This is a genomic window from Undibacterium sp. 5I1, assembly GCF_034314085.1.
In the GTDB taxonomy this organism is placed as follows: Bacteria; Pseudomonadota; Gammaproteobacteria; order Burkholderiales; family Burkholderiaceae_D; genus Undibacterium.
In genome coordinates this window covers 689,096-707,535 of sequence record NZ_JAVIWI010000001.1, presented here as the reverse complement: position 1 = coordinate 707,535, position 18,440 = coordinate 689,096, and the positions used below count along the sequence as shown (strand labels likewise).

Genomic DNA, 18,440 nt, shown 5'->3' with positions numbered 1-18,440 from the left:
GCTTAGCGTTCTACGGCCAATCAAGTCGTGCATTATAGCAAACTTTATCTGGCTTTGATAGACGCGCATCATGGCTTAGTTTCTAAAGCCTTGGTGCAGTCGCTTTTCGGTAGCGATGTTTTTGACATTGCCGGATTTAGCTCTAGTAACGCATTTTTTGCTTGCTCTAAGTCTTTGCCAAACTCGTTGAGATAGCGTGAACGCTCTTCGCTTTGCCATTCTTCGTCTGAGAAATTTTGTGCAGTATGCATTTTAGATACATAGGCGGGGCCGACGATGCGCGACATTAAAGCACGATCAGGGTCTGCGTTTTCTTTAAGCAGATAAGCGTCGATATCTCTGAGGGTTAACGGGAAGGTGGGCGATTGGTCGCGCATCAGTTTGCCGAAGACGGTTAACTTGACCTCGGTTGCGCCTTGCGGCAAAAGATCGTTAAACGTCACGAGTGCATATGGCTTGCCTTTAGCATCATCGATGCGTCCGGTAACGACATAGCGCCCTGCTTCGCGTACGTCGGCTTTGAGATAAAAATTGAGTGAACCTTGCTCGACTGCTTCGCGCACCGAACTGGCCCAGGTTGCGGGGACTTCTGGTGAATAGATGACATCGAAAAACAGTACGCCAGAACGATCGCCGACATTATATTTAAGCTCTAAGCGAATGGTGCCATTGAACTGGGCTAAACCTGTGGTAGTAGGCGCCAATACGCCAGAAAACATATTATCGCCAGCGACTGCATCGCCATTATTGCCATCGTCACTGAAGGCGACAGGGATTTGGGGTGCTTCTCGCGCGCCTTGAAATGTCAGTCCACGTGCGACTGCACGCGTGACAAATAATGGAAGAATATTGCCGTCCTCGTCCATCGCTTTTACGGTAAACATGACGCTCTCACGACTAGCTAAAAAAATACGTGACTGCGTAGTCTCGATTTGGACATGCCCATCGGTCTGACCGTTTTCTTTGTGCATCGCCCGTTTTTCTTGCACCGGTTGATTTGGGTAAACCTGATCAGGGTTTTCAGCGATGGGACGTGATCCTTGTGGGTATTTTGTGCTGTTGCGGTAGCTGCATAAAGTCTGATCTGCCAATTCAACTTGCTTAGTCAAAGCCGCCAGACGTTGGTCGTGGTTATTGTTTAACGCTAATAAAGGAGCACCGTCGGGACCGCCCGGCGTTTTTAAAAAATTGCTATTGGCTTGATTCGCTAATGTGGCTGCCATACTGGATTCTGTACCGCTAGAAAACCACCAGACCAAAGCGACTAGTATAAGAGCCAGTGATACAGCCAGGGCTTGCCAATACCGACGCAACCAACCAGCTTGATTGGAAGATTGCGCCGAGTTTGAAGTCGCCCCTGACTTGCGTGAGGGGCTTACTTTTTTAGATCGCATCGTTTGATCGAATCTTCAGATAAGTTGACCTAAATTATTAGCTTCGCATCGTGATCAAATTGCGTTACTGACCATATCCGCTCGTACCAGAGAGATGACGCCTTGCCAATTACTATTCGAGTAGTGGTTATATGCTTCGGCATCATCGCGGAACGATACTGAGTGATAACTCCACTTCACGCTACCGCCCTCGTTGGCCGCAGTGCCTAAGGTCAGGTCATTACAGAACCAGTCGCTCGGATTACAAAATGCGGCACCCGAGCTGCCTGATACTCCGCCTGAACTATGGTAGGCCACAGCCTCGTCGTCCTGACCCGGCAATATCGCGGAATAGACCGTCCCCTTGGCGCCTGCATACATGTAGAACCAGACATTGTGGGTATCGTTATGGTTGTACATGGCGCGTGCGGTGGTGGTCTGTTGGCGCGCACTCAATATTGACCAGCTGCGCGCATTGAATATTGACCAGGCGCTTAGTTGCTGAGCATACAAGTTTGTTTCAGGTTTGTCGATCAATTATGTGTGCATTGTTTTCTCCATTTGTTGAACTCAATTTAGCCACTTAAGCACTAAAACTCCTGCCCAGAGACTTCACCAGGTTCTGCTGATATCTCAGTCTCAGGCTTGTTTAATTCCCGGCTTCTTTCTCTTGATTTAATCCGCATTTTTGCTGTGGCACTGCTATGTTTGAAACGATAGGAATCATTACCTGTTTCAATAATATGGCAATGGTGTGTCAGTCGGTCCAGTAACGCAGTCGTCAGTTTTGCATCGCCAAAGACGTTGCTCCACTCAGAGAATGTCAGGTTGGTCGTGATGACGACGCTGGTTCGTTCGTAGAGTTTAGACAGTAAATGGAACAGTAACGCACCACCCACCTGTGAGAATGGCAGGTAACCTAACTCATCTAAGATCACCAAATCCATCTGCATAAGGCTTAGGGCCATGCGTCCTTGTTTGCCTGCTGCCTTTTCTAATTCCAAGGCATTCACCAGTTCAATCGTTGAGAAGAAGCGCACTCGCTTTCCATGTTGCGTAATACCGGAGACCGCCAGTGCTGTTGCCAGATGGCTTTTACCTGTGCCAGTGCCACCAATCAGCACCACGTTGTGCGCAGCCTCTGTGAAGGCTAACGTGGCCAACTGTTCGATCAGCTTTTGGTCTACTTTGGATTGGCTAAAATCGAAATCAGCTAGGTGGCGATGAATCGGAAATTTGGCAACGTGCAACTGATAACGGATCGAACGCATCGCTCGATCCGTCGATTCCGCTTCTAACAAGTGTTGAATGAGCCATTCCGATGTACTCACGGACGCGGTACTCTGTGCTGTTAAATCGGTATAGGCAGTTGCCATTCCATATAACTTGAGTGATTTAAGTTCACTGATGATGTTAAACATGCTGATTCTCCTGATGTAAGCTGTCGTAGCGACTTGCATCGGCTACCGGCTCTTCGATTAATTGCAAGCTTGTGGCGACGGGGTCAGGACGATCGCCCTGACTTAATCGCACCAATACGTTAGTGATGTGTTCAACACTGGTTGCACCGGACTCCAGCACTAGTTCTACTGCCACAATGACGGTATCAAGGCCATGGTGCGGGATAGCCGCTAACACTTGAGCCATGACGCGATCACCACCGGCACGGCGTAGCAAGGTGGTTTGCAATTTGATTAAAGGCGCCGGCATCAATGCAAAGGGTGCACCGTTTCGTAAGACACCGGGCTTTCTTTCTGCCAGAAGGATGTAATGCTGCCAGTCATAGCTGGTCTGATCACGTCCAAATAGTCGTAGATGACATGCAACCCTCTCATTCTCAGCGTAGACGGCAATCTGTTCTGAATACAGATGAACACTGACCATGTGATTGGCCAAATAGCACGGTACTGAATAACGATTACGGTGGACATGAACTAAGCAAGTAGAAGAAACCCGTGCTACGAGTTCGACATAGCCATCGAAGGGTGTTGGCATCGGCATGAGTTGGGCTTGCTCATGTTCCAGCACGTCGGCGACGGTCAACTCAGGGTAATCCGGATGGCGGCATTCACTCCAGAGTAACTTGCAGCGTACCGCCAGCCATGCATTGAGTTCCGCAAAGCTGCCGAAGCGTTCCTGTCTGGCGTCGTTCCAGATACGACGGCGACTATCCTGGACGTTCTTCTCAACAATACCTTTCTCCCAGCCAGACGCCACATTGCAGAAGTCGGGGTCAAACAAGTAATGGGCTGTCATTGCAAAGAAGCGTGCATTGACGATACGACCTTTGCCTTTCATGACTTTATCGACAGCGGTCTTCATGTTGTCATAGATACCGCGCCGTGCAATACCACCCATGGCAGTAAAGGCGCGAGTATGGGCATCGAAGAGCATTTCGTGGCTTTGCGTCGGATAAGCCACCAGCCAAAAGGCACGGCTGGCGCACAGCTTAGTGTGTGCTACAAGGATTTTGCGATGAATGCCACCAATGACAAGCAGCTCCTCACTCCAGTCAAACTGGAATGCTTCGCCGAGTTGAAACTTCAGTGGAACGAAGGCAGATTTACCAGTGACTTTGGCAGCTTGGTCACGCCAGGCGTAAATGTAACGGTTGACACCCGAGTAGCTACCGGTGAACCCTGCTTGCTGGAGTTCCTTAAATAGCATAAGCGCAGTACGACGTTCTTTTTTAGGTCGATGGCTGTCGGTTTGTAGCGCTAACTGAATGAGGGATGCAAAGGGAGCTATTTTACTGACAGTCGGAGGCCGGGCATACTTCGGCTCAGTCCCTTCGGCTTCTTTAAGCCACTTCTTGATGGTATTGCGCGACAGGCTGGTTCGTCGCTGAATTTCGCTAATGGATAGCCGTTCTCGGTAGAACAGCCGCCTGACCTTAGAGTACATTCCCATGGTAATCACCTTGAATTCCCTCGCAGTCAAAACTGCAAGGATAGGTTAATTTACCTGGTCAATATTCAGTGCGTATAACTGCGTTTATCTGGTCAATATTGAGTGCGCGCCAACAGTGGTGGTCTTTAAATCCTTGACCAGAGGCTCGGACACTGCCCACGATCCGACATCGGATAATTCTGATCCGCCACCCGCCCCTGCTGCCGTTCGCACCCACTTAATGTTCCAGCCGACTTGTGTACCGCTACCTGCATCACCACATTGGCCGGAGGCATTAGCGACGGCGTTTTTCTTGGTTCTGGCTGAGCCACCGTAGTTTGCTAAGGTGTAACCCATCATCAAATCGCCAGCGCTGTGGGTCGCCACGTAGCACCAGTTAGACCCAGTACAGAAGCAATCAAGTGCGTCGCGGATTTTGCCATTATTGGAGGCAATGCTGTTGTAGCCATCCCAGTTAACTGCTTTTTTATTGATGCCCGCAGCGGTCGCAGATGGCCCCCAATACGTGAAGCTGGTGTAGTCACCCACCACGCCGCCACCACCGCGACCATTGACCCATAAGGTGTAATTGGTCGCGCTGGCAATGCTGGACATTGCGCTGAGCGAGACAAACAAAAGTGCTGCAAAAATTCTAAATAATTTCGCCATTTAAATCCCCTCTAGTAAAAACATGGAAAAGTAAAACGCCTGAAAGCCATGGTGCAGAAACGGGAACAAATTAATCAGCGAAGTCGAAGAACCTTGCATCGAACGCTAGCTGATCGGAGCGGAGTATCTGAATAGCAGCACCATATTGTCAATTTGCAACGCAACAAAATTAGGCGCTAAAAATCCACGGTTTTTTAGCCTGCCACATAGTAGAAATAGAATAGAAAAAGACATGCCAAAACAATATTAGTGGAAAAACTCTAATATTTAAAATGACACAAAAATGCAGTTACAAAAGGATAAGCAGCGGCAGGGTTATGGTGCCGCACGATCAGGGACAAAGACAAATTAAAAATCGTTTATTCAATAAAAAAGCGGCTGGGATGATCGATCACCCCAGCCGCTTTTTAAAACCAAAAAGCTTATTTTGCTGCAGGCAACAAAGCCTCTACACCACCCATATACGGACGTAAAACTTCAGGAATAAGTACGCTGCCATCGGCCTGCTGATAATTTTCCAGCACCGCTACCAGCGTGCGTCCAACCGCCAAAGCTGAGCCATTTAAGGTATGTACCAGTTCTGGTTTACCTTGTGTATTACGGAAACGTGCTTGCATACGACGCGCCTGGAATGCACCCATGTTAGAAATTGACGATATCTCACGATAGGTATTTTGCGCTGGCAACCAGACTTCTAAATCATAAGTCTTAGTTGAGCCAAAGCCCATATCACCGGTACACAAACTCATGACACGGTATGGCAAGCCCAGCTTTTTCAAAATCGCTTCCGCATGACTGACCATCTCTTCCAATGCGTCGGAGGATTTTTCTGGATGTGCAATCTGCACTAACTCCACTTTATCAAACTGATGCTGGCGTATCATGCCGCGGGTATCCCGCCCGGCACTACCGGCTTCGGAACGGAAGCATGGCGTGTGCGCCGTCATTTTGATCGGCAAACTCTCCAGGCTAACAATCTCGTCCCGCACGGTGTTAGTCAACGACACTTCTGCTGTAGGGATCAGGTACAAGGTCTCGCCCTCACCGTCTTGCCCACCTTTTTTGACCGCAAATAAATCTTCTTCAAACTTAGGTAACTGGCCTGTACCGCGCATAGAGTCTGCGTTGACGATATATGGCGTATAGCATTCTGTATAACCATGTTCCAGCGTTTGTGTGTCTAGCATGAACTGCGCTAAGGCGCGATGCAAACGTGCCATACCACCACGTAACAGCGTAAAACGTGAGCCGGTTAATTTGACCGCAACCTCAAAATCCAATCCCAAGGCTGCGCCGATATCGACGTGGTCTTTGACCTCAAAATCAAATACAGGAGGCGTACCAAATTGTCGAACTTCGATATTTCCAGTTTCATCCACACCGACTGGAACAGATTCATCAGGCAAATTGGGGATTGCCAGCATGAAGTCACTCATAGATGCTTGTACTTCGCCTAAACGGACTTCTGACGCTTTTAATTCTTCAGCGATGCTGTTAACTTCTGCCATTTGTGCGGAAGCATCTTCGCCTTTGCCTTTGAGCATACCGATTTGCTTGGACAGAGAATTACGCTTACCTTGCAGCTCTTCAGTACGCATCTGTATCTGCTTGCGCTCGCCTTCCAGCGCATTGAAAGTCGCAGTATCCAATTGAAATTTACGCGTTACCAAACGAGCAGCAACGGTGTCGATGTCTTTGCGGAGGAGTTGAATGTCGATCATAGAATACTTGAGCCAGGTTAAAGGTAGTTGCAATGTAGTCGCAATGTAATTGAGCTGCGTATTGTACCAAGGGCGAGCTTGAATATTGCAACTTCGTGAAACTTCGTCAAGTACAGCCAAGGCTTAGTTTTTTTGGTAGAAAATTTCATTTTACTCGCCCACTGATTCCGGGGCTTACCGAGGTTTTTTGGCTTGAAACCCCTATAATCATTGGACGTTCATTTTAAAGTCCCATAAGTATCAAACTATGCAACCTTCGGCATAAGAAAGCAGCGCTAAATAAATCGAAATTGACCAGCAGACTTTTTAAAAACAATAATGCGTTGGCTCGGTGCTGAGATTGCACTTGGTTCTACTTGGCTTTTCTTGATTTTTCTTAATTATTAATACCACCCGCTGTCTGGCTTTGATTTCCCCACATGATTGGACAATATAATGAAACCCTTATCAACACGGACTCGCAATTACTTTTTTTCGTTGCTGATCGGATGCAGCGTTATCGCGGCTAGCAGTCCAGCGGCTTCTGCGGCGAGTTGTCCCTCTTGCGGCCCGTCAGGAGTTTCTGCTTTATCCCTACTTTCTGGCGCGTTATTAGTTGAAGGATCGGCAGAAGGTATCAAAGCATCTGGCACGCTGCTTGTCGTGTCGGTAGAAAAACTAGCGGATGGCGTGGTCATCGTATGTAAAGGCGCATCTGACGGCGCAAGCTACACTCTCAAACTCAGTGGTAAAGCGCTGGGTAATGTGTCAGTAGCCGCTGGCACCGTGGTAGAAGTCACTGCATTATCTGCTGGCACAATGCTGGTAGTTTCTGGCCAGGCAATTGCCTTTATTCCGAATGAAATTAGTCGTAGTTTGGTCCATCATACGGTCGCCAAATGAACCTCTTTCATCAATCAAAATCAGTGCTGGATCGCCTGCTAAAACGCGGTCTTAAAGCCGAGCTTTTACTCTTAAGCCTAGCTTTTATCGTATCGGCCAACAGCTACGCTGGTCGCTCATGCGAAGATCAGGCGCTCGATGCAAACGGATTGATGAAAGGCATGGAGCTGGCATTAAAAACCCGTAATGCATTGGACGCCAGTGGCGCGCAAGTCGCACTGATTGCGCGGGTTGGTCAAGATTTATCTAAGTACCATGTACGCTACTCACATATGGGCATCATATGGCGCGATCATCCTGAAGGACGCTGGTTGGTGGTGCACGAACTCAATGATTGCGGCACCGCTAACTCTCAACTGTACAACGAAGGTTTAGGTAATTTTTTTATGGATAGTCCATTTGCCTATGAGACTTTGATCGTGTTTCCAGATGCCGCGCTTCAGCAAAAACTGGTCGGTTTACTAAATTCTGACCTGCCGAGAAAACTGCATGCACCTCGTTACAATATGCTGGCATTTCCATTTTCAACCATGTACCAAAACTCAAATCAGTGGGTGCTGGAACTGCTGGCAGCGGCAAGCGCCACCGATGTGCAAATCGATAATCGTACGCAAGCGCAAGCCTGGCTGACAATGGCAGCGTATCATCCAAGCACATTGGATATTCCGGCGATGACGCGACTGGGAGCACGGATGTTCCGCGCTAACGTGGCATTTGATGACCATCCATTTGATCGTCGTATGGCAGGTCAGATTGACACGATTACGGTCGACTCTGTCGTGCATTTTTTGGAGCAGCGGCACACAGTTAGTAGTCAGCAGGTTTTAACTTACCCTTGATTGAATTTTATATACTCCCCATTTATTTTTTTAAAATACCCGTATTATCCATATATTAATTGGACGATTAAAAAATACACCATAGGAGTATATAAGATAATAGTAGCTTTAAATACTGAAATTAATCGCTATGCTGAGCAAGCTTGTAGCTGCCAGCGTCTCTTTCACAGATAAATTGAGCAAGGTGACCCAATACACTTATCAAACAAAATTGATCACCTTATTTTTAAGAAAAATGAAGCTCATCACGCAATATGCGCTCACTCTTCCGCAGCATCCAAGGATCGCAAATAAGCAAGCTTCTCGGCAATTTTGATCTCTAACCCACGTGGCACCGGCTGATACCAGGACTCGCCTTCTAAGCCTTCTGGCAAATAAGTTTCACCTGCGGCATAAGCTTCAGGCTCATCATGCGCATAGCGATATAACTTACCGTAGCCAAGCTCTTTCATCAACTTGGTCGGCGCATTACGCAGATGTTCTGGAACGGTACGTGATTTATCTTTAGCTACCAAGGCTCGCACAGCGTTATAAGCTTTGTACACAGCGTTGGACTTGGCTGCGCACGCAAGATAGACCACTGCTTGTGCCAACGCCAGTTCGCCTTCTGGAGAACCGAGACGCTCGTATGTTTCTGCGGCATCCAATGCCAGTCGTAAGGCACGTGGATCGGCCAGACCGATGTCTTCACTGGCCATGCGGACGATGCGGCGTGCCAGATAACGTGGATCAGCGCCACCATCCAGCATGCGCACCATCCAATACAAAGCAGCATCGGGATTAGAGCCGCGTACTGATTTATGCAGAGCAGAAATCTGATCATAAAAAGCATCGCCACCTTTATCAAAGCGGCGTAAGGCATCCCCTAGACACTCGGCCAGTAGAGCAGTGTCAACTTCTTGCAACGCTTTTGCAGAGGCAGCACGTGCCACGATATCGAGGTTGTTTAATAATTTTCGACCATCGCCATCGGCACTGCTAATCAAACTTGCCTTGGCATCGGGATGAAATTGCAAGCCATCCAATTCACGCTCACAAGCTCTGTCTATCATCGCCTCCAGATCAGCGTCAGTCAGCGATTTGAGAACATACACAGAAGCACGGGATAACAGCGCGCTATTGACTTCAAACGAGGGATTTTCGGTAGTAGCACCGATGAAGGTGAACAAGCCACTTTCTACATGCGGCAAAAAAGCGTCTTGCTGGCTTTTATTAAACCGGTGGACTTCATCAACAAACAAAATCGTACGACGTTGCGAAGTGGCCTGCAAAATTTGCGCCCGTTCAACTGCTTCGCGTATATCTTTTACGCCAGACAATACTGCAGATAACGCGATAAATTCTGAGTGAAACGCATTTGCCATCAACCTTGCCAGCGTGGTCTTACCAACACCCGGCGGCCCCCATAAAATCATGGAGTGCGGATCGCCAGAGGTAAACGCCGCTCGTAAGGGTTTGCCCTCACTCAGCAGATGTTGCTGACCAATCACCTCATCCAAATTTGCAGGACGCATGCGCTCTGCTAGCGGAACGGGATTTTTACGCGTTTTACTGGCGCTGCTCATATCGCTCATGGACGCAATACATCAACGCCGGCTGGTATGACGAATTTAAATTGATCAGCTTTGAGCGTCGGATTTTTTTCAATATTCTTTAAAGTCAGTAAAGAAATTTGACCAAAGCTGTCACGTAATTCCAAAGCCAAGGGAGCACCGTCTTTCATGCCTATGCCAATATGCTCAAAATTACTATCTTTGTCTTTAGGAGTAGCTTCAAGCCACTCCAGACCTTGTTTAACGCCGACCTCACGCAGAGTAAAACTTTTTTCCAGATCACCGCTGCCGAACAGGATTGCCGCAGGGCTGGCACCTAATACATTGCCTAATTTTTTAATCGTAACCTGGCTGAGATCTTTATCGAAGATAAACAACTGATCACCATCCGCCTGCAAGACTTGCTCGTAAGGTTTTTGGTAGGTCCAGATAAATTTGCCAGGGCGAGCGAAAATAAAAATTCCGCTGGAGGTTTTAGTTACCTTGGGCGCACCATCCACCATCTTGACTTGCTGTTGCAGGAACTCACCTTTAGCACTTTTTATGTTGGTGGCAAAGGCTTTAAATTGTTCAATCGCGCTGGCATTGGCTAATGCTGGCACTAGCATGCTGGCACTTAACATCATGCTAGCTACCAACTTTGTGACGCTACTAGCTACTTTATTCGTATTCATTTTCAATGAAAGTTTCACAAAAATCCTGACTGATTTAATTAATTGTCTCATGCTGCGGCCGCCTGCCAAACCGCTGCGTTCACCGCCGCGGTCGAATCAGCTGAAGTCCAGATATTTATTCGGCATTCCCTGCTGGCACCAAAATTTCACGATTACCATTTGACTGCATGGTGGATACTACGCCGCTGGTTTCCATCTGCTCTAGCAAGCGGGCGGCGCGATTGTAGCCTATGCGTAAATGCCTTTGCACCAAAGAAATAGAAGCACGACGATTCTTGAGTACGATTGCGACCGCCTGATCGTAGAGCGCATCGGCCTCACCGCCACCTTCGCCAGGTGGCGCGCCTACTTCGCCGCCCTCTTCCAGTATGCCTCCTTCTAGGATGCCTTCAATGTAGTTTGGTTCCCCTTGCGCTTTCAAATGCGTTACCACACGATGCACTTCGTCATCAGAAACAAAAGCACCATGCACACGTATTGGCAAACCAGTGCCAGGCGGCATATATAGCATGTCGCCCATACCCAGCAATGCTTCCGCCCCCATCTGATCAAGAATTGTTCTGGAGTCAATTTTGCTACTCACCTGAAACGCGATACGAGTGGGGATATTCGCCTTAATCAAACCAGTGATCACGTCAACCGATGGGCGTTGCGTCGCCAAAATTAAATGCAAACCTGCCGCGCGGGCTTTTTGGGCAATACGGGCAATTAACTCTTCAACTTTTTTACCGACGACCATCATCAGATCAGCTAACTCATCGATGATGATGACGATGGTGGGCAATTTTTCTAATGGCTCAGGAGCATCCGGCGTTAAGCTAAACGGGTTGGGAATAAACTCTTCGCGTTTAGCTGCCTCAGCAATTTTGATGTTGTAACCGGCCAGATTACGCACACCCATTTTTGACATTAATTTGTAGCGCCGCTCCATCTCTGCAACCGCCCAGTTCAAGGCATGCCCGGCCTGTCGCATGTCTGTTACTACCGGAGCTAACAGATGCGGAATCCCCTCATATACAGACATTTCCAACATCTTAGGATCGATCAAAATCATCCGTACATCATTCGGATCTGATTTGTATAACAACGATAAAATCGTGGCATTAATACCGACTGACTTACCGGATCCAGTCGTACCTGCCACCAGCAAATGCGGCATCTTGGCAAGATCAGCAACTATGGCATTACCACCGATATCTTTACCCAGCGCGACCGTTAAACTGGACGCACTGTCGTTGTACACTTTGGAGCCAAGAATTTCGGTTAAACGTACGATCTGGCGCTTGGGATTTGGCAGTTCCAAACCCATATAATTCTTGCCGGGAATGGTCTCAACTACTCGGATCGATGTCAGCGATAATGATCGTGCAAGATCACGCGCCAAGCCAACAATCTGGCTACCTTTAACACCGGTTGCTGGATCAATTTCATAACGAGTAATCACTGGTCCCGGATAGGCCGCAACGACTTTGGCGTCAACACCAAAGTCCGACAGTTTTTTCTCAATTAAACGGCTGGTAAATTCCAGAGTTTCTATGCTAACAGTCTCTTGCGTCGGCGGTGCATCATCCAGCAACGACAGTGGCGGTAATTTGCTGTCTAACATATCGCTAAACAGCGATACCTGACGCTCTTTTTCTACCCGTTCAGATTTTTGTACGCTGATGATTTGTGGTTCTATACGTATAGGTGCCGCCTCAATAATCTTGGCTCTTTCAACAATAACGACCTCTTCACGTTTGACGGCGGCCGTTTGCCCGACCTTACGATCTTCACGTGCAGCATACTTGTTACCTATAAAAACAAAGACCGTTTCTAAAGCAGTACCAATTTTCTCGGCAATCTGCAACCAGGAGACATGAAAATATAAGCTGATACCCAGCGCAAATAACAAGAGTAATAGCAAAGTTGATCCGGTAAAACCAAAGGCCGCAAAGCTAGTGTTTCCGATCAATTCACCCAGCACTCCTCCTGGAGCTCGTGGCAATTGTGCCTTGATTGAATACAGCCGCAGGTACTCGATTCCCATACTGCCAGCCATCAGCAGAAAAAATCCGCCTGTCTGTATAAATTTTTCATAACTATGTTCAGCGTCTTGTTCTGCATTGACTGCCAGACGATTCGTTAGCTGGCGATAATCCTTCCAAACCAAACGGCATAGAACAACGCTCCACCACCAAGCAGATAAGCCAAAGATGTATAGAAATAAATCTGCAAGCCAGGCTCCCACTTTGCCGCCGACATTGTGGATTTTCGGGACAACACTGGCGTGCGACCAGGCGGGATCAAGTTTGGCGTAAGTGAATAAAATTAAAATCAGATAAATACAAAGCGCCGCAAAGAGTATCCAGCGTGCTTCGATAAGCAAAATTACTAGCCGATTTGGCAACGGCGGCGCCGGCGTTTTATCGCGGTTGCGGGTATAAGGTTCATTGTTGGAAGTAGTCATAGTGCACAATCAGCAGCCCATTACAATCAAGTTCAATCAAAATCAATCAAGTCAAACGTACATTCAACACATATTAAACACTCATAAGATAGCATGTATGACAAGTGCCGCCAATCAGGCATCATCTTAGAACCGTGCCGACTCAGGGCAAATCAAGCAATCGGCTGGCTATTCAATCAAAAACGCTTATTCGTCTATAATCTTGCCTAGGTAAAGTAAGACTTATTCGTGACGGATAAGTAAGAAGCTAAGATGAAAGTTAAATACTAAAGTCAACTGCTAAATTAGATGGTCGTTGGCTAATAGTTAGCTAATATTCATCAGCTAATACTACGCCAGCATATATGATTGAAATTTGCTGTTCCGTCGCAATCTGCAGCTTAGTTTATAGCCTCTTAAGGCAATTTAAATAGCATCAACTATGCCGATTGCCATCATCATTCAATTTATTTTCTCTCGGGTCAGCTTATGTCAACTACCACTCCAAAACATGCACACGTATTGATACTCGGCTCTGGCCCTGCTGGCTACTCTGCGGCTGTGTACGCGGCACGTGCCAATTTAAAACCAGTATTGATTACTGGTGTAGAGCAAGGCGGTCAATTAATGACCACAACAGATGTCGAGAACTGGCCAGCAGACCCTATGGGTGTGCAAGGGCCAGAATTAATGCAACGCTTTCAACAGCATGCAGAACGTTTTAATACTGAAATTATTTTCGACTACATCCACACCGCCAAATTGACTGAAAAGCCGATCCGCCTGATCGGTGACCAGGCTGAATATACCTGCGATTCACTGATTATTGCGACTGGCGCATCAGCACAATATCTCGGCTTACCTTCTGAAGAAAGTTTTATGGGTAAAGGCGTATCTGCTTGCGCGACATGTGATGGCTTTTTCTACCGTGGCAAAGAGGTTGCGGTAGTTGGTGGTGGCAATACTGCAGTAGAAGAAGCGCTGTATTTATCTAATATCGCCAGTAAAGTGACTGTCGTACATCGTCGTGACAAATTCCGCGCAGAGGCTATTTTGATTGATCGGCTGATGGCAAAAGTAGCCGAAGGTAAAATCGAAGTTAAATGGAATCACACATTAGATGAAGTAGTAGGAGATAGCTCTGGCGTGACTGGCATTAAAATCAAATCCAGTATTGACGGCAATGTGAGCGATGTCACCCTGCATGGTGTCTTTATCGCCATTGGTCACAAACCTAATACCAGCATCTTCGAAGGTCAACTCGATATGCATAATGGCTATATCAAGACTAAAACAGGTCTTGAAGGTATGGCGACAGCTACTAGCATCCCAGGTGTATTTGCCGCTGGCGACGTGCAAGATCATATCTATCGCCAAGCAATTACTAGTGCGGGTACGGGTTGTATGGCAGCCTTAGATGCACAGCGCTATCTCGAAGATTAATTGCAATTTAAAAACCATTCTTCAGCCTGTTGGCTCTTTTAGTCCTCGCTTATGCCCAGCTCCTTAAAAAATTTTGCTGATCTGAAAAATTTAGGTCAGCAATTAAAACAGCAGGAAGAAGTGCGTCTGCTGCAAGAAGCTGAGCGCAATAAGCGAGAGAAACAAGCGAAGCTGGAAGCCAATATTTTCCGCAATAGCATAGGTGAGGTGGCGCCACTGAAAACGGTGCCCAAACACATAGTTCAAGCGGCACGCCCGCAACCGATTCCATTCCAGCATATTGCAGATGAGCGCGCTGCATTACAAGAATCTATATCGGATGAATTTGACGCCATCACCTTGCTAGCCACCGACGATGGCCTAAGTTATACCCGCGCAGGTGTTGGCAGTGATGTCGTCAAAAAATTACGTACCGGCCATTGGACTATACAAGCGCAACTAGATTTGCACGGTTTGCGGCGCGATCAGGCGAGAGAAAGTTTGGGCGAGTTTTTGCGGAAATGCCAGCGCAATGAACATCGTTGCGTGAGGATTATTCATGGCAAGGGACTAGGTTCAATCAACAAAGAACCCGTGTTAAAGAATAAAGTAAAAAACTGGTTGATACAAAAAGATGAAGTACTAGCATTTAGCCAAGCCACCGCTGCAGACGGTGGCTCTGGCGCATTGATTGTCTTGCTCAAATCTTAGTACTCAAATCTTAGTTGCTCAAATCTGGATTACTCCAATTTCAACCCAAGAATTTTAATTCAAGAATTTGCCATCTTTAGTGATTACAGTCATATCAACGTATTTTGATCCGTTGTGACTAGTTGGCGAAAAATTCACATCAAATCCGCCGACATCATAATTGCTCGTATTAATTGTCTCTAAGGAGGAGATCAATTTCTCACGCGACAAACTACGACCTGCACGGCGTAAGCCCTCTACAAATACTTTGGCGGCAATAAATCCCTCCAGACTGGAAAAATTCAAATCCTTAATGCCCGCTTTTTGCATGACTTTGGTGTATTCATTGACCACGGGCGTTGATGCTTTCCAAGGGAATGGAACTACTTGCGAAATCACGGTACCAGGGCCATCCGTACCTAAAGCATCTGCCAAGGCCTGGCTACCGACAAAAGATACGTTATAAAACTGTCCGTTATATCCTTCTTTGCGCATTCCTTTGATGTATGCCGCGCATGAGGAATAAGCACTAATCTGGATAATTACATCCGGACGCTTCGGCAAAATCTTAGCAATCGCCTTACTCACGTCGGTGCTATTACGTTCTACGGTCGCGGTTTCTACCATTTGCACGTTCATTTTTTTCAGCGCACGTTCTACACCAGCTAAACCAGCCTTTCCATAAGCATCGTTCTGATAAAAGACAGCGATATTTTTAAGACCTGTTCTGACTAATCGCTCGACCAAATGCTCAGTCTCATCAAAGTAACTTCCGCGAATATTAAATATCTGACGATTTAAGGGCTCGCGCAGCGACTGTGCGCCAGTAAAAGGAGCAAAGAAAGGAACTTTAGCTTGCGTAAAAATAGGCAAAGCTGCGTTACTGGTAGGCGTACCAACATAGCCAAATAAGGCGAATACATCCTCATTTTCGATGAGTTTTTTAGTATTAGCAGCGGCTAAATCGGCCTCGTATTTATCATCCATTTTGATGATTTCAATTTTGCGCCCGTGCACACCACCAGCAGCATTGACCTGATCAAAATAAGCCTTGGCACCGGCGTGCAATTGGATGCCCAGTTGTGCAGCAGGACCAGTAAAAGCAGCCGATTGACCTAGTGTGATTTTTTGATCCGTAATACCCTGATCCGCTGAAGCAGGTAATACGATGGTAGAGAGAGCCGCGAGCAGCGACAAGGAGAAATAACGACGTAAAGTTTGCATGATTTACCTGTTTAATCCAATTTAAACAGCATCAGAGCCGGTTTCACCTGTACGGATACGTATCACCTGCTCGACATTTTGTACAAAAATTTTGCCATCGCCAATTTTGCCTGTATGCGCTGCTTTAATGATGGCATCAACGATGTTATCGCAGATATTATCATCAACTACAACCTCAATCTTGATTTTGGGCAAGAAATCTACAACATACTCAGCGCCACGATATAACTCGGTATGTCCTTTTTGACGGCCAAAACCTTTAACTTCAGTAACGGTTAGACCTGTGACACCGATATCGGCCAATGCTTCGCGCACTTCGTCTAATTTGAACGGTTTAATAACTGCGGTGATTTGTTTCATGTTGTCCTCTTGAAATTTTATGTGATTTTATTGTTTTATTTTCTAACTATTTAGTCACGGAATTTTGATGTAATAGGATAACGCCAGTCACGCCCAAATGCACGATGTGTAACACGTATACCGACTGGCGCCTGACGACGCTTATATTCGTTAATTTTGATCAAACGAGTAATACGTTCAACATCTTCTTCACGATAACCAGCAGCAACAATATCTGCTCTGCTTTGATTCTCCTCCATATACCGCTGCATGATGCCATCGAGTATCTCGTAAGGAGGTAAAGAATCCTGGTCTGTCTGGTCAGGTCGTAACTCGGCTGATGGCGGACGGGTCAATATACGTTCAGGGATGACAGGTGATAAACGATTACGGTAAGCACACAAACGATATACCAATGTCTTGGCAATGTCTTTAATCACAGCAAAACCACCCGCCATATCGCCATATAAAGTGCAATAACCGACTGCCATTTCACTCTTATTCCCGGTAGTCAGGACGATGGAGCCATATTTGTTCGATAAAGCCATGAGAATGGTGCCGCGAATCCGCGCTTGAATATTTTCTTCCGTCGTGTCCTCTGCTAAACCAGCAAACTCCTGACTTAAGGTATCTCGAAAAGCACTAAAGCAGGCGATGATCGGAATTTCATCATAGCGTACACCCAAACCCTGCACCATTTCGCGCGAATCTAGCCAGGATATGTCAGCAGTGTAAGGTGACGGCATCATGACTGCTCTGACTTTATCAGCACCCAAAGCATCAACCGCAATTGCCAGAACCAACGCAGAATCCACTCCACCAGACAAACCCAATACAATACTAGGAAAACCATTCTTACCGACATAATCGCGCACACCTAAGACTAATGCCTGATAGACCTGCGCCTCTATCTGTGTATCTATCTGTGCATCTGGACTGGCGCCATTGATTACCTCCTGTGGTGCTAGCATTGGCGCTATTGGCATTATGGGCGCCGCACCATCAAATTCAACAATCTGCAAATCGGCTTCACAATGTTTTAGCTGAACACACACTTCGCCAGCCTGATTCATCACAAATGAATTGCCATCAAAAATTAGTTCATCTTGTCCGCCTACCAGATTGGCATAGACCAAAGACATACCTTGCGACGTAACATTGGCACGCATCACATCAAAACGTTGATGCTGCTTACTCATATGATAAGGCGATCCGTTAGGTACTAACAGCACTTCTGCACCAGCGTTTTTTGCAATCTTCGGCGCAGTAGGCAACCAGGTATCTTCACAGATATTCACACCAAACTTGATGCCCTTCACTTCGAACACGAAGGCATCGTGACCGGATGAAAAATACCGTTTTTCATCGAATACCATATCGTTTGGCAAATCATGTTTGTAATAGCTACCGATCACCTCACCGTTGCATAAAACGGATGCGGCATTCAAACGCACACCATCATTTTCGGCAGGATGTCCTATCAAAACATGCATGTCTTTTAAAACCCTCAAGCTCTCTGCAAGAGCGAATAAGGTCTCGCGCGTTTTTGCGTAAAATGCACTACGCAATAATAAATCTTCTGGCGGATACCCCACTAAAGAGAGCTCTGGCGTAACGACAATGTCAGCGCCTTGTGCAGCAGCTCGCTGAGCATAATCAAGAATTTGCGCGGCATTACCAGCAAGATCGCCAACAACGCTGTTCATCTGGGCTATTGCAACTTTTACTGTCATAGTG

General features: G+C 46.9%; 16 protein-coding genes. 4 read left to right on the top strand and 12 right to left on the bottom strand.

Going from position 1 to position 18,440, the window contains the following annotated elements; genetic code table 11:
- Positions 1–68 precede the first annotated feature (68 nt).
- The 6 genes from RGU72_RS02985 to serS form a co-directional block, all read right to left on the bottom strand.
- Positions 69–1,394 carry a choice-of-anchor X domain-containing protein gene (locus RGU72_RS02985; protein WP_322118313.1) on the bottom strand — a complete coding sequence of 442 codons (1,326 nt, stop codon included), beginning with the start codon at positions 1,392–1,394 and terminating at the stop codon, positions 69–71.
- A gap of 54 nt (positions 1,395–1,448) precedes the next feature.
- Positions 1,449–1,910, bottom strand: coding sequence for a hypothetical protein (locus tag RGU72_RS02980; RefSeq protein ID WP_322118312.1), 462 nt, complete (start codon positions 1,908–1,910; stop codon positions 1,449–1,451).
- A gap of 53 nt (positions 1,911–1,963) precedes the next feature.
- A complete protein-coding gene (gene istB / locus RGU72_RS02975; RefSeq protein WP_322118259.1) occupies positions 1,964–2,794 on the bottom strand; it encodes an IS21-like element helper ATPase IstB in 831 nt (276 codons plus the stop codon).
- Positions 2,787–4,283, bottom strand: coding sequence for an IS21 family transposase (gene istA, locus RGU72_RS02970; protein WP_322118258.1), 1,497 nt, complete (start codon positions 4,281–4,283; stop codon positions 2,787–2,789). Before istA ends, istB begins: the two co-directional genes overlap by 8 nt.
- Before the next feature lie 84 nt (positions 4,284–4,367).
- Complete coding sequence (locus RGU72_RS02965) at positions 4,368–4,931, bottom strand: hypothetical protein (RefSeq protein WP_322118311.1); 564 nt, start codon at positions 4,929–4,931, stop codon at positions 4,368–4,370.
- A 422-nt stretch (positions 4,932–5,353) separates the two neighbouring features.
- Positions 5,354–6,652, bottom strand: a complete 1,299-nt coding sequence (gene serS, locus RGU72_RS02960) for a serine--tRNA ligase (RefSeq protein ID WP_322118310.1) — start codon at positions 6,650–6,652, stop codon at positions 5,354–5,356.
- Positions 6,653–7,087: 435 nt separating this feature from the next.
- Here serS and RGU72_RS02955 point away from each other — a divergent pair, with 435 nt between their 5' ends.
- Positions 7,088–7,534, top strand: coding sequence for a hypothetical protein (locus RGU72_RS02955; RefSeq protein WP_322118309.1), 447 nt, complete (start codon positions 7,088–7,090; stop codon positions 7,532–7,534).
- A complete protein-coding gene (locus RGU72_RS02950; RefSeq protein ID WP_322118308.1) occupies positions 7,531–8,373 on the top strand; it encodes a DUF2145 domain-containing protein in 843 nt (280 codons plus the stop codon). The genes RGU72_RS02955 and RGU72_RS02950 overlap by 4 nt, the downstream gene beginning before the upstream one ends.
- A 260-nt stretch (positions 8,374–8,633) precedes the next feature.
- Here the strand turns inward: RGU72_RS02950 and RGU72_RS02945 are convergent, their stop codons facing one another.
- The 3 genes from RGU72_RS02945 to RGU72_RS02935 form a co-directional block, all read right to left on the bottom strand.
- The gene (locus RGU72_RS02945; protein ID WP_322118307.1) at positions 8,634–9,947 is read right to left on the bottom strand and encodes a replication-associated recombination protein A; all 1,314 of its coding nucleotides are present in this window, start codon (positions 9,945–9,947) and stop codon (positions 8,634–8,636) included.
- Positions 9,944–10,600 carry an outer membrane lipoprotein chaperone LolA gene (gene lolA / locus RGU72_RS02940; protein ID WP_322121552.1) on the bottom strand — a complete coding sequence of 219 codons (657 nt, stop codon included), beginning with the start codon at positions 10,598–10,600 and terminating at the stop codon, positions 9,944–9,946. Before lolA ends, RGU72_RS02945 begins: the two co-directional genes overlap by 4 nt.
- Positions 10,601–10,715: 115 nt before the next feature.
- Entirely contained in the window at positions 10,716–13,049 is a 2,334-nt protein-coding gene (locus tag RGU72_RS02935) for a DNA translocase FtsK (protein WP_322118306.1), read from the bottom strand.
- Positions 13,050–13,517: 468 nt separating this feature from the next.
- Between RGU72_RS02935 and trxB the strand changes: the two genes are divergently transcribed.
- Both trxB and RGU72_RS02925 read left to right on the top strand, forming a co-directional pair.
- Positions 13,518–14,471 carry a thioredoxin-disulfide reductase gene (trxB, locus tag RGU72_RS02930; protein ID WP_322118305.1) on the top strand — a complete coding sequence of 318 codons (954 nt, stop codon included), beginning with the start codon at positions 13,518–13,520 and terminating at the stop codon, positions 14,469–14,471.
- Positions 14,472–14,522: 51 nt separating this feature from the next.
- Complete coding sequence (locus RGU72_RS02925) at positions 14,523–15,161, top strand: Smr/MutS family protein (protein ID WP_322118304.1); 639 nt, start codon at positions 14,523–14,525, stop codon at positions 15,159–15,161.
- A gap of 54 nt (positions 15,162–15,215) precedes the next feature.
- Here the strand turns inward: RGU72_RS02925 and RGU72_RS02920 are convergent, their stop codons facing one another.
- Genes RGU72_RS02920 through RGU72_RS02910 form a run of 3 tightly spaced genes read right to left on the bottom strand, consistent with a single transcriptional unit; the run spans position 15,216 to position 18,436 of the window.
- Positions 15,216–16,364, bottom strand: a complete 1,149-nt coding sequence (locus RGU72_RS02920) for an ABC transporter substrate-binding protein (RefSeq protein ID WP_322118303.1) — start codon at positions 16,362–16,364, stop codon at positions 15,216–15,218.
- Between the two features lie 21 nt (positions 16,365–16,385).
- Positions 16,386–16,724 carry a P-II family nitrogen regulator gene (locus RGU72_RS02915; RefSeq protein ID WP_322118302.1) on the bottom strand — a complete coding sequence of 113 codons (339 nt, stop codon included), beginning with the start codon at positions 16,722–16,724 and terminating at the stop codon, positions 16,386–16,388.
- 50 nt (positions 16,725–16,774) lie between these two features.
- Positions 16,775–18,436, bottom strand: a complete 1,662-nt coding sequence (locus RGU72_RS02910; protein ID WP_322118301.1) for an NAD+ synthase — start codon at positions 18,434–18,436, stop codon at positions 16,775–16,777.
- Positions 18,437–18,440: the final 4 nt, after the last annotated feature.

Excerpts from the sequence above, each read along its gene's own strand:
- RGU72_RS02985 (WP_322118313.1), bottom strand. The coding sequence starts at position 1,394 with ATGCGATCTAAAAAAGTAAGCCCCTCACGCAAGTCAGGGGCGACTTCA.
- istB (WP_322118259.1), bottom strand. The coding sequence starts at position 2,794 with ATGTTTAACATCATCAGTGAACTTAAATCACTCAAGTTATATGGAATG.
- istA (WP_322118258.1), bottom strand. The coding sequence starts at position 4,283 with ATGGGAATGTACTCTAAGGTCAGGCGGCTGTTCTACCGAGAACGGCTA.
- RGU72_RS02965 (WP_322118311.1), bottom strand. The coding sequence starts at position 4,931 with ATGGCGAAATTATTTAGAATTTTTGCAGCACTTTTGTTTGTCTCGCTC.
- serS (WP_322118310.1), bottom strand. The coding sequence starts at position 6,652 with ATGATCGACATTCAACTCCTCCGCAAAGACATCGACACCGTTGCTGCT.
- RGU72_RS02955 (WP_322118309.1), top strand. The coding sequence starts at position 7,088 with ATGAAACCCTTATCAACACGGACTCGCAATTACTTTTTTTCGTTGCTG.
- RGU72_RS02950 (WP_322118308.1), top strand. The coding sequence starts at position 7,531 with ATGAACCTCTTTCATCAATCAAAATCAGTGCTGGATCGCCTGCTAAAA.
- RGU72_RS02945 (WP_322118307.1), bottom strand. The coding sequence starts at position 9,947 with ATGAGCGATATGAGCAGCGCCAGTAAAACGCGTAAAAATCCCGTTCCG.
- lolA (WP_322121552.1), bottom strand. The coding sequence starts at position 10,600 with ATGAATACGAATAAAGTAGCTAGTAGCGTCACAAAGTTGGTAGCTAGC.
- RGU72_RS02935 (WP_322118306.1), bottom strand. The coding sequence starts at position 13,049 with ATGACTACTTCCAACAATGAACCTTATACCCGCAACCGCGATAAAACG.
- trxB (WP_322118305.1), top strand. The coding sequence starts at position 13,518 with ATGTCAACTACCACTCCAAAACATGCACACGTATTGATACTCGGCTCT.
- RGU72_RS02925 (WP_322118304.1), top strand. The coding sequence starts at position 14,523 with ATGCCCAGCTCCTTAAAAAATTTTGCTGATCTGAAAAATTTAGGTCAG.
- RGU72_RS02920 (WP_322118303.1), bottom strand. The coding sequence starts at position 16,364 with ATGCAAACTTTACGTCGTTATTTCTCCTTGTCGCTGCTCGCGGCTCTC.
- RGU72_RS02915 (WP_322118302.1), bottom strand. The coding sequence starts at position 16,724 with ATGAAACAAATCACCGCAGTTATTAAACCGTTCAAATTAGACGAAGTG.
- RGU72_RS02910 (WP_322118301.1), bottom strand. The coding sequence starts at position 18,436 with ATGACAGTAAAAGTTGCAATAGCCCAGATGAACAGCGTTGTTGGCGAT.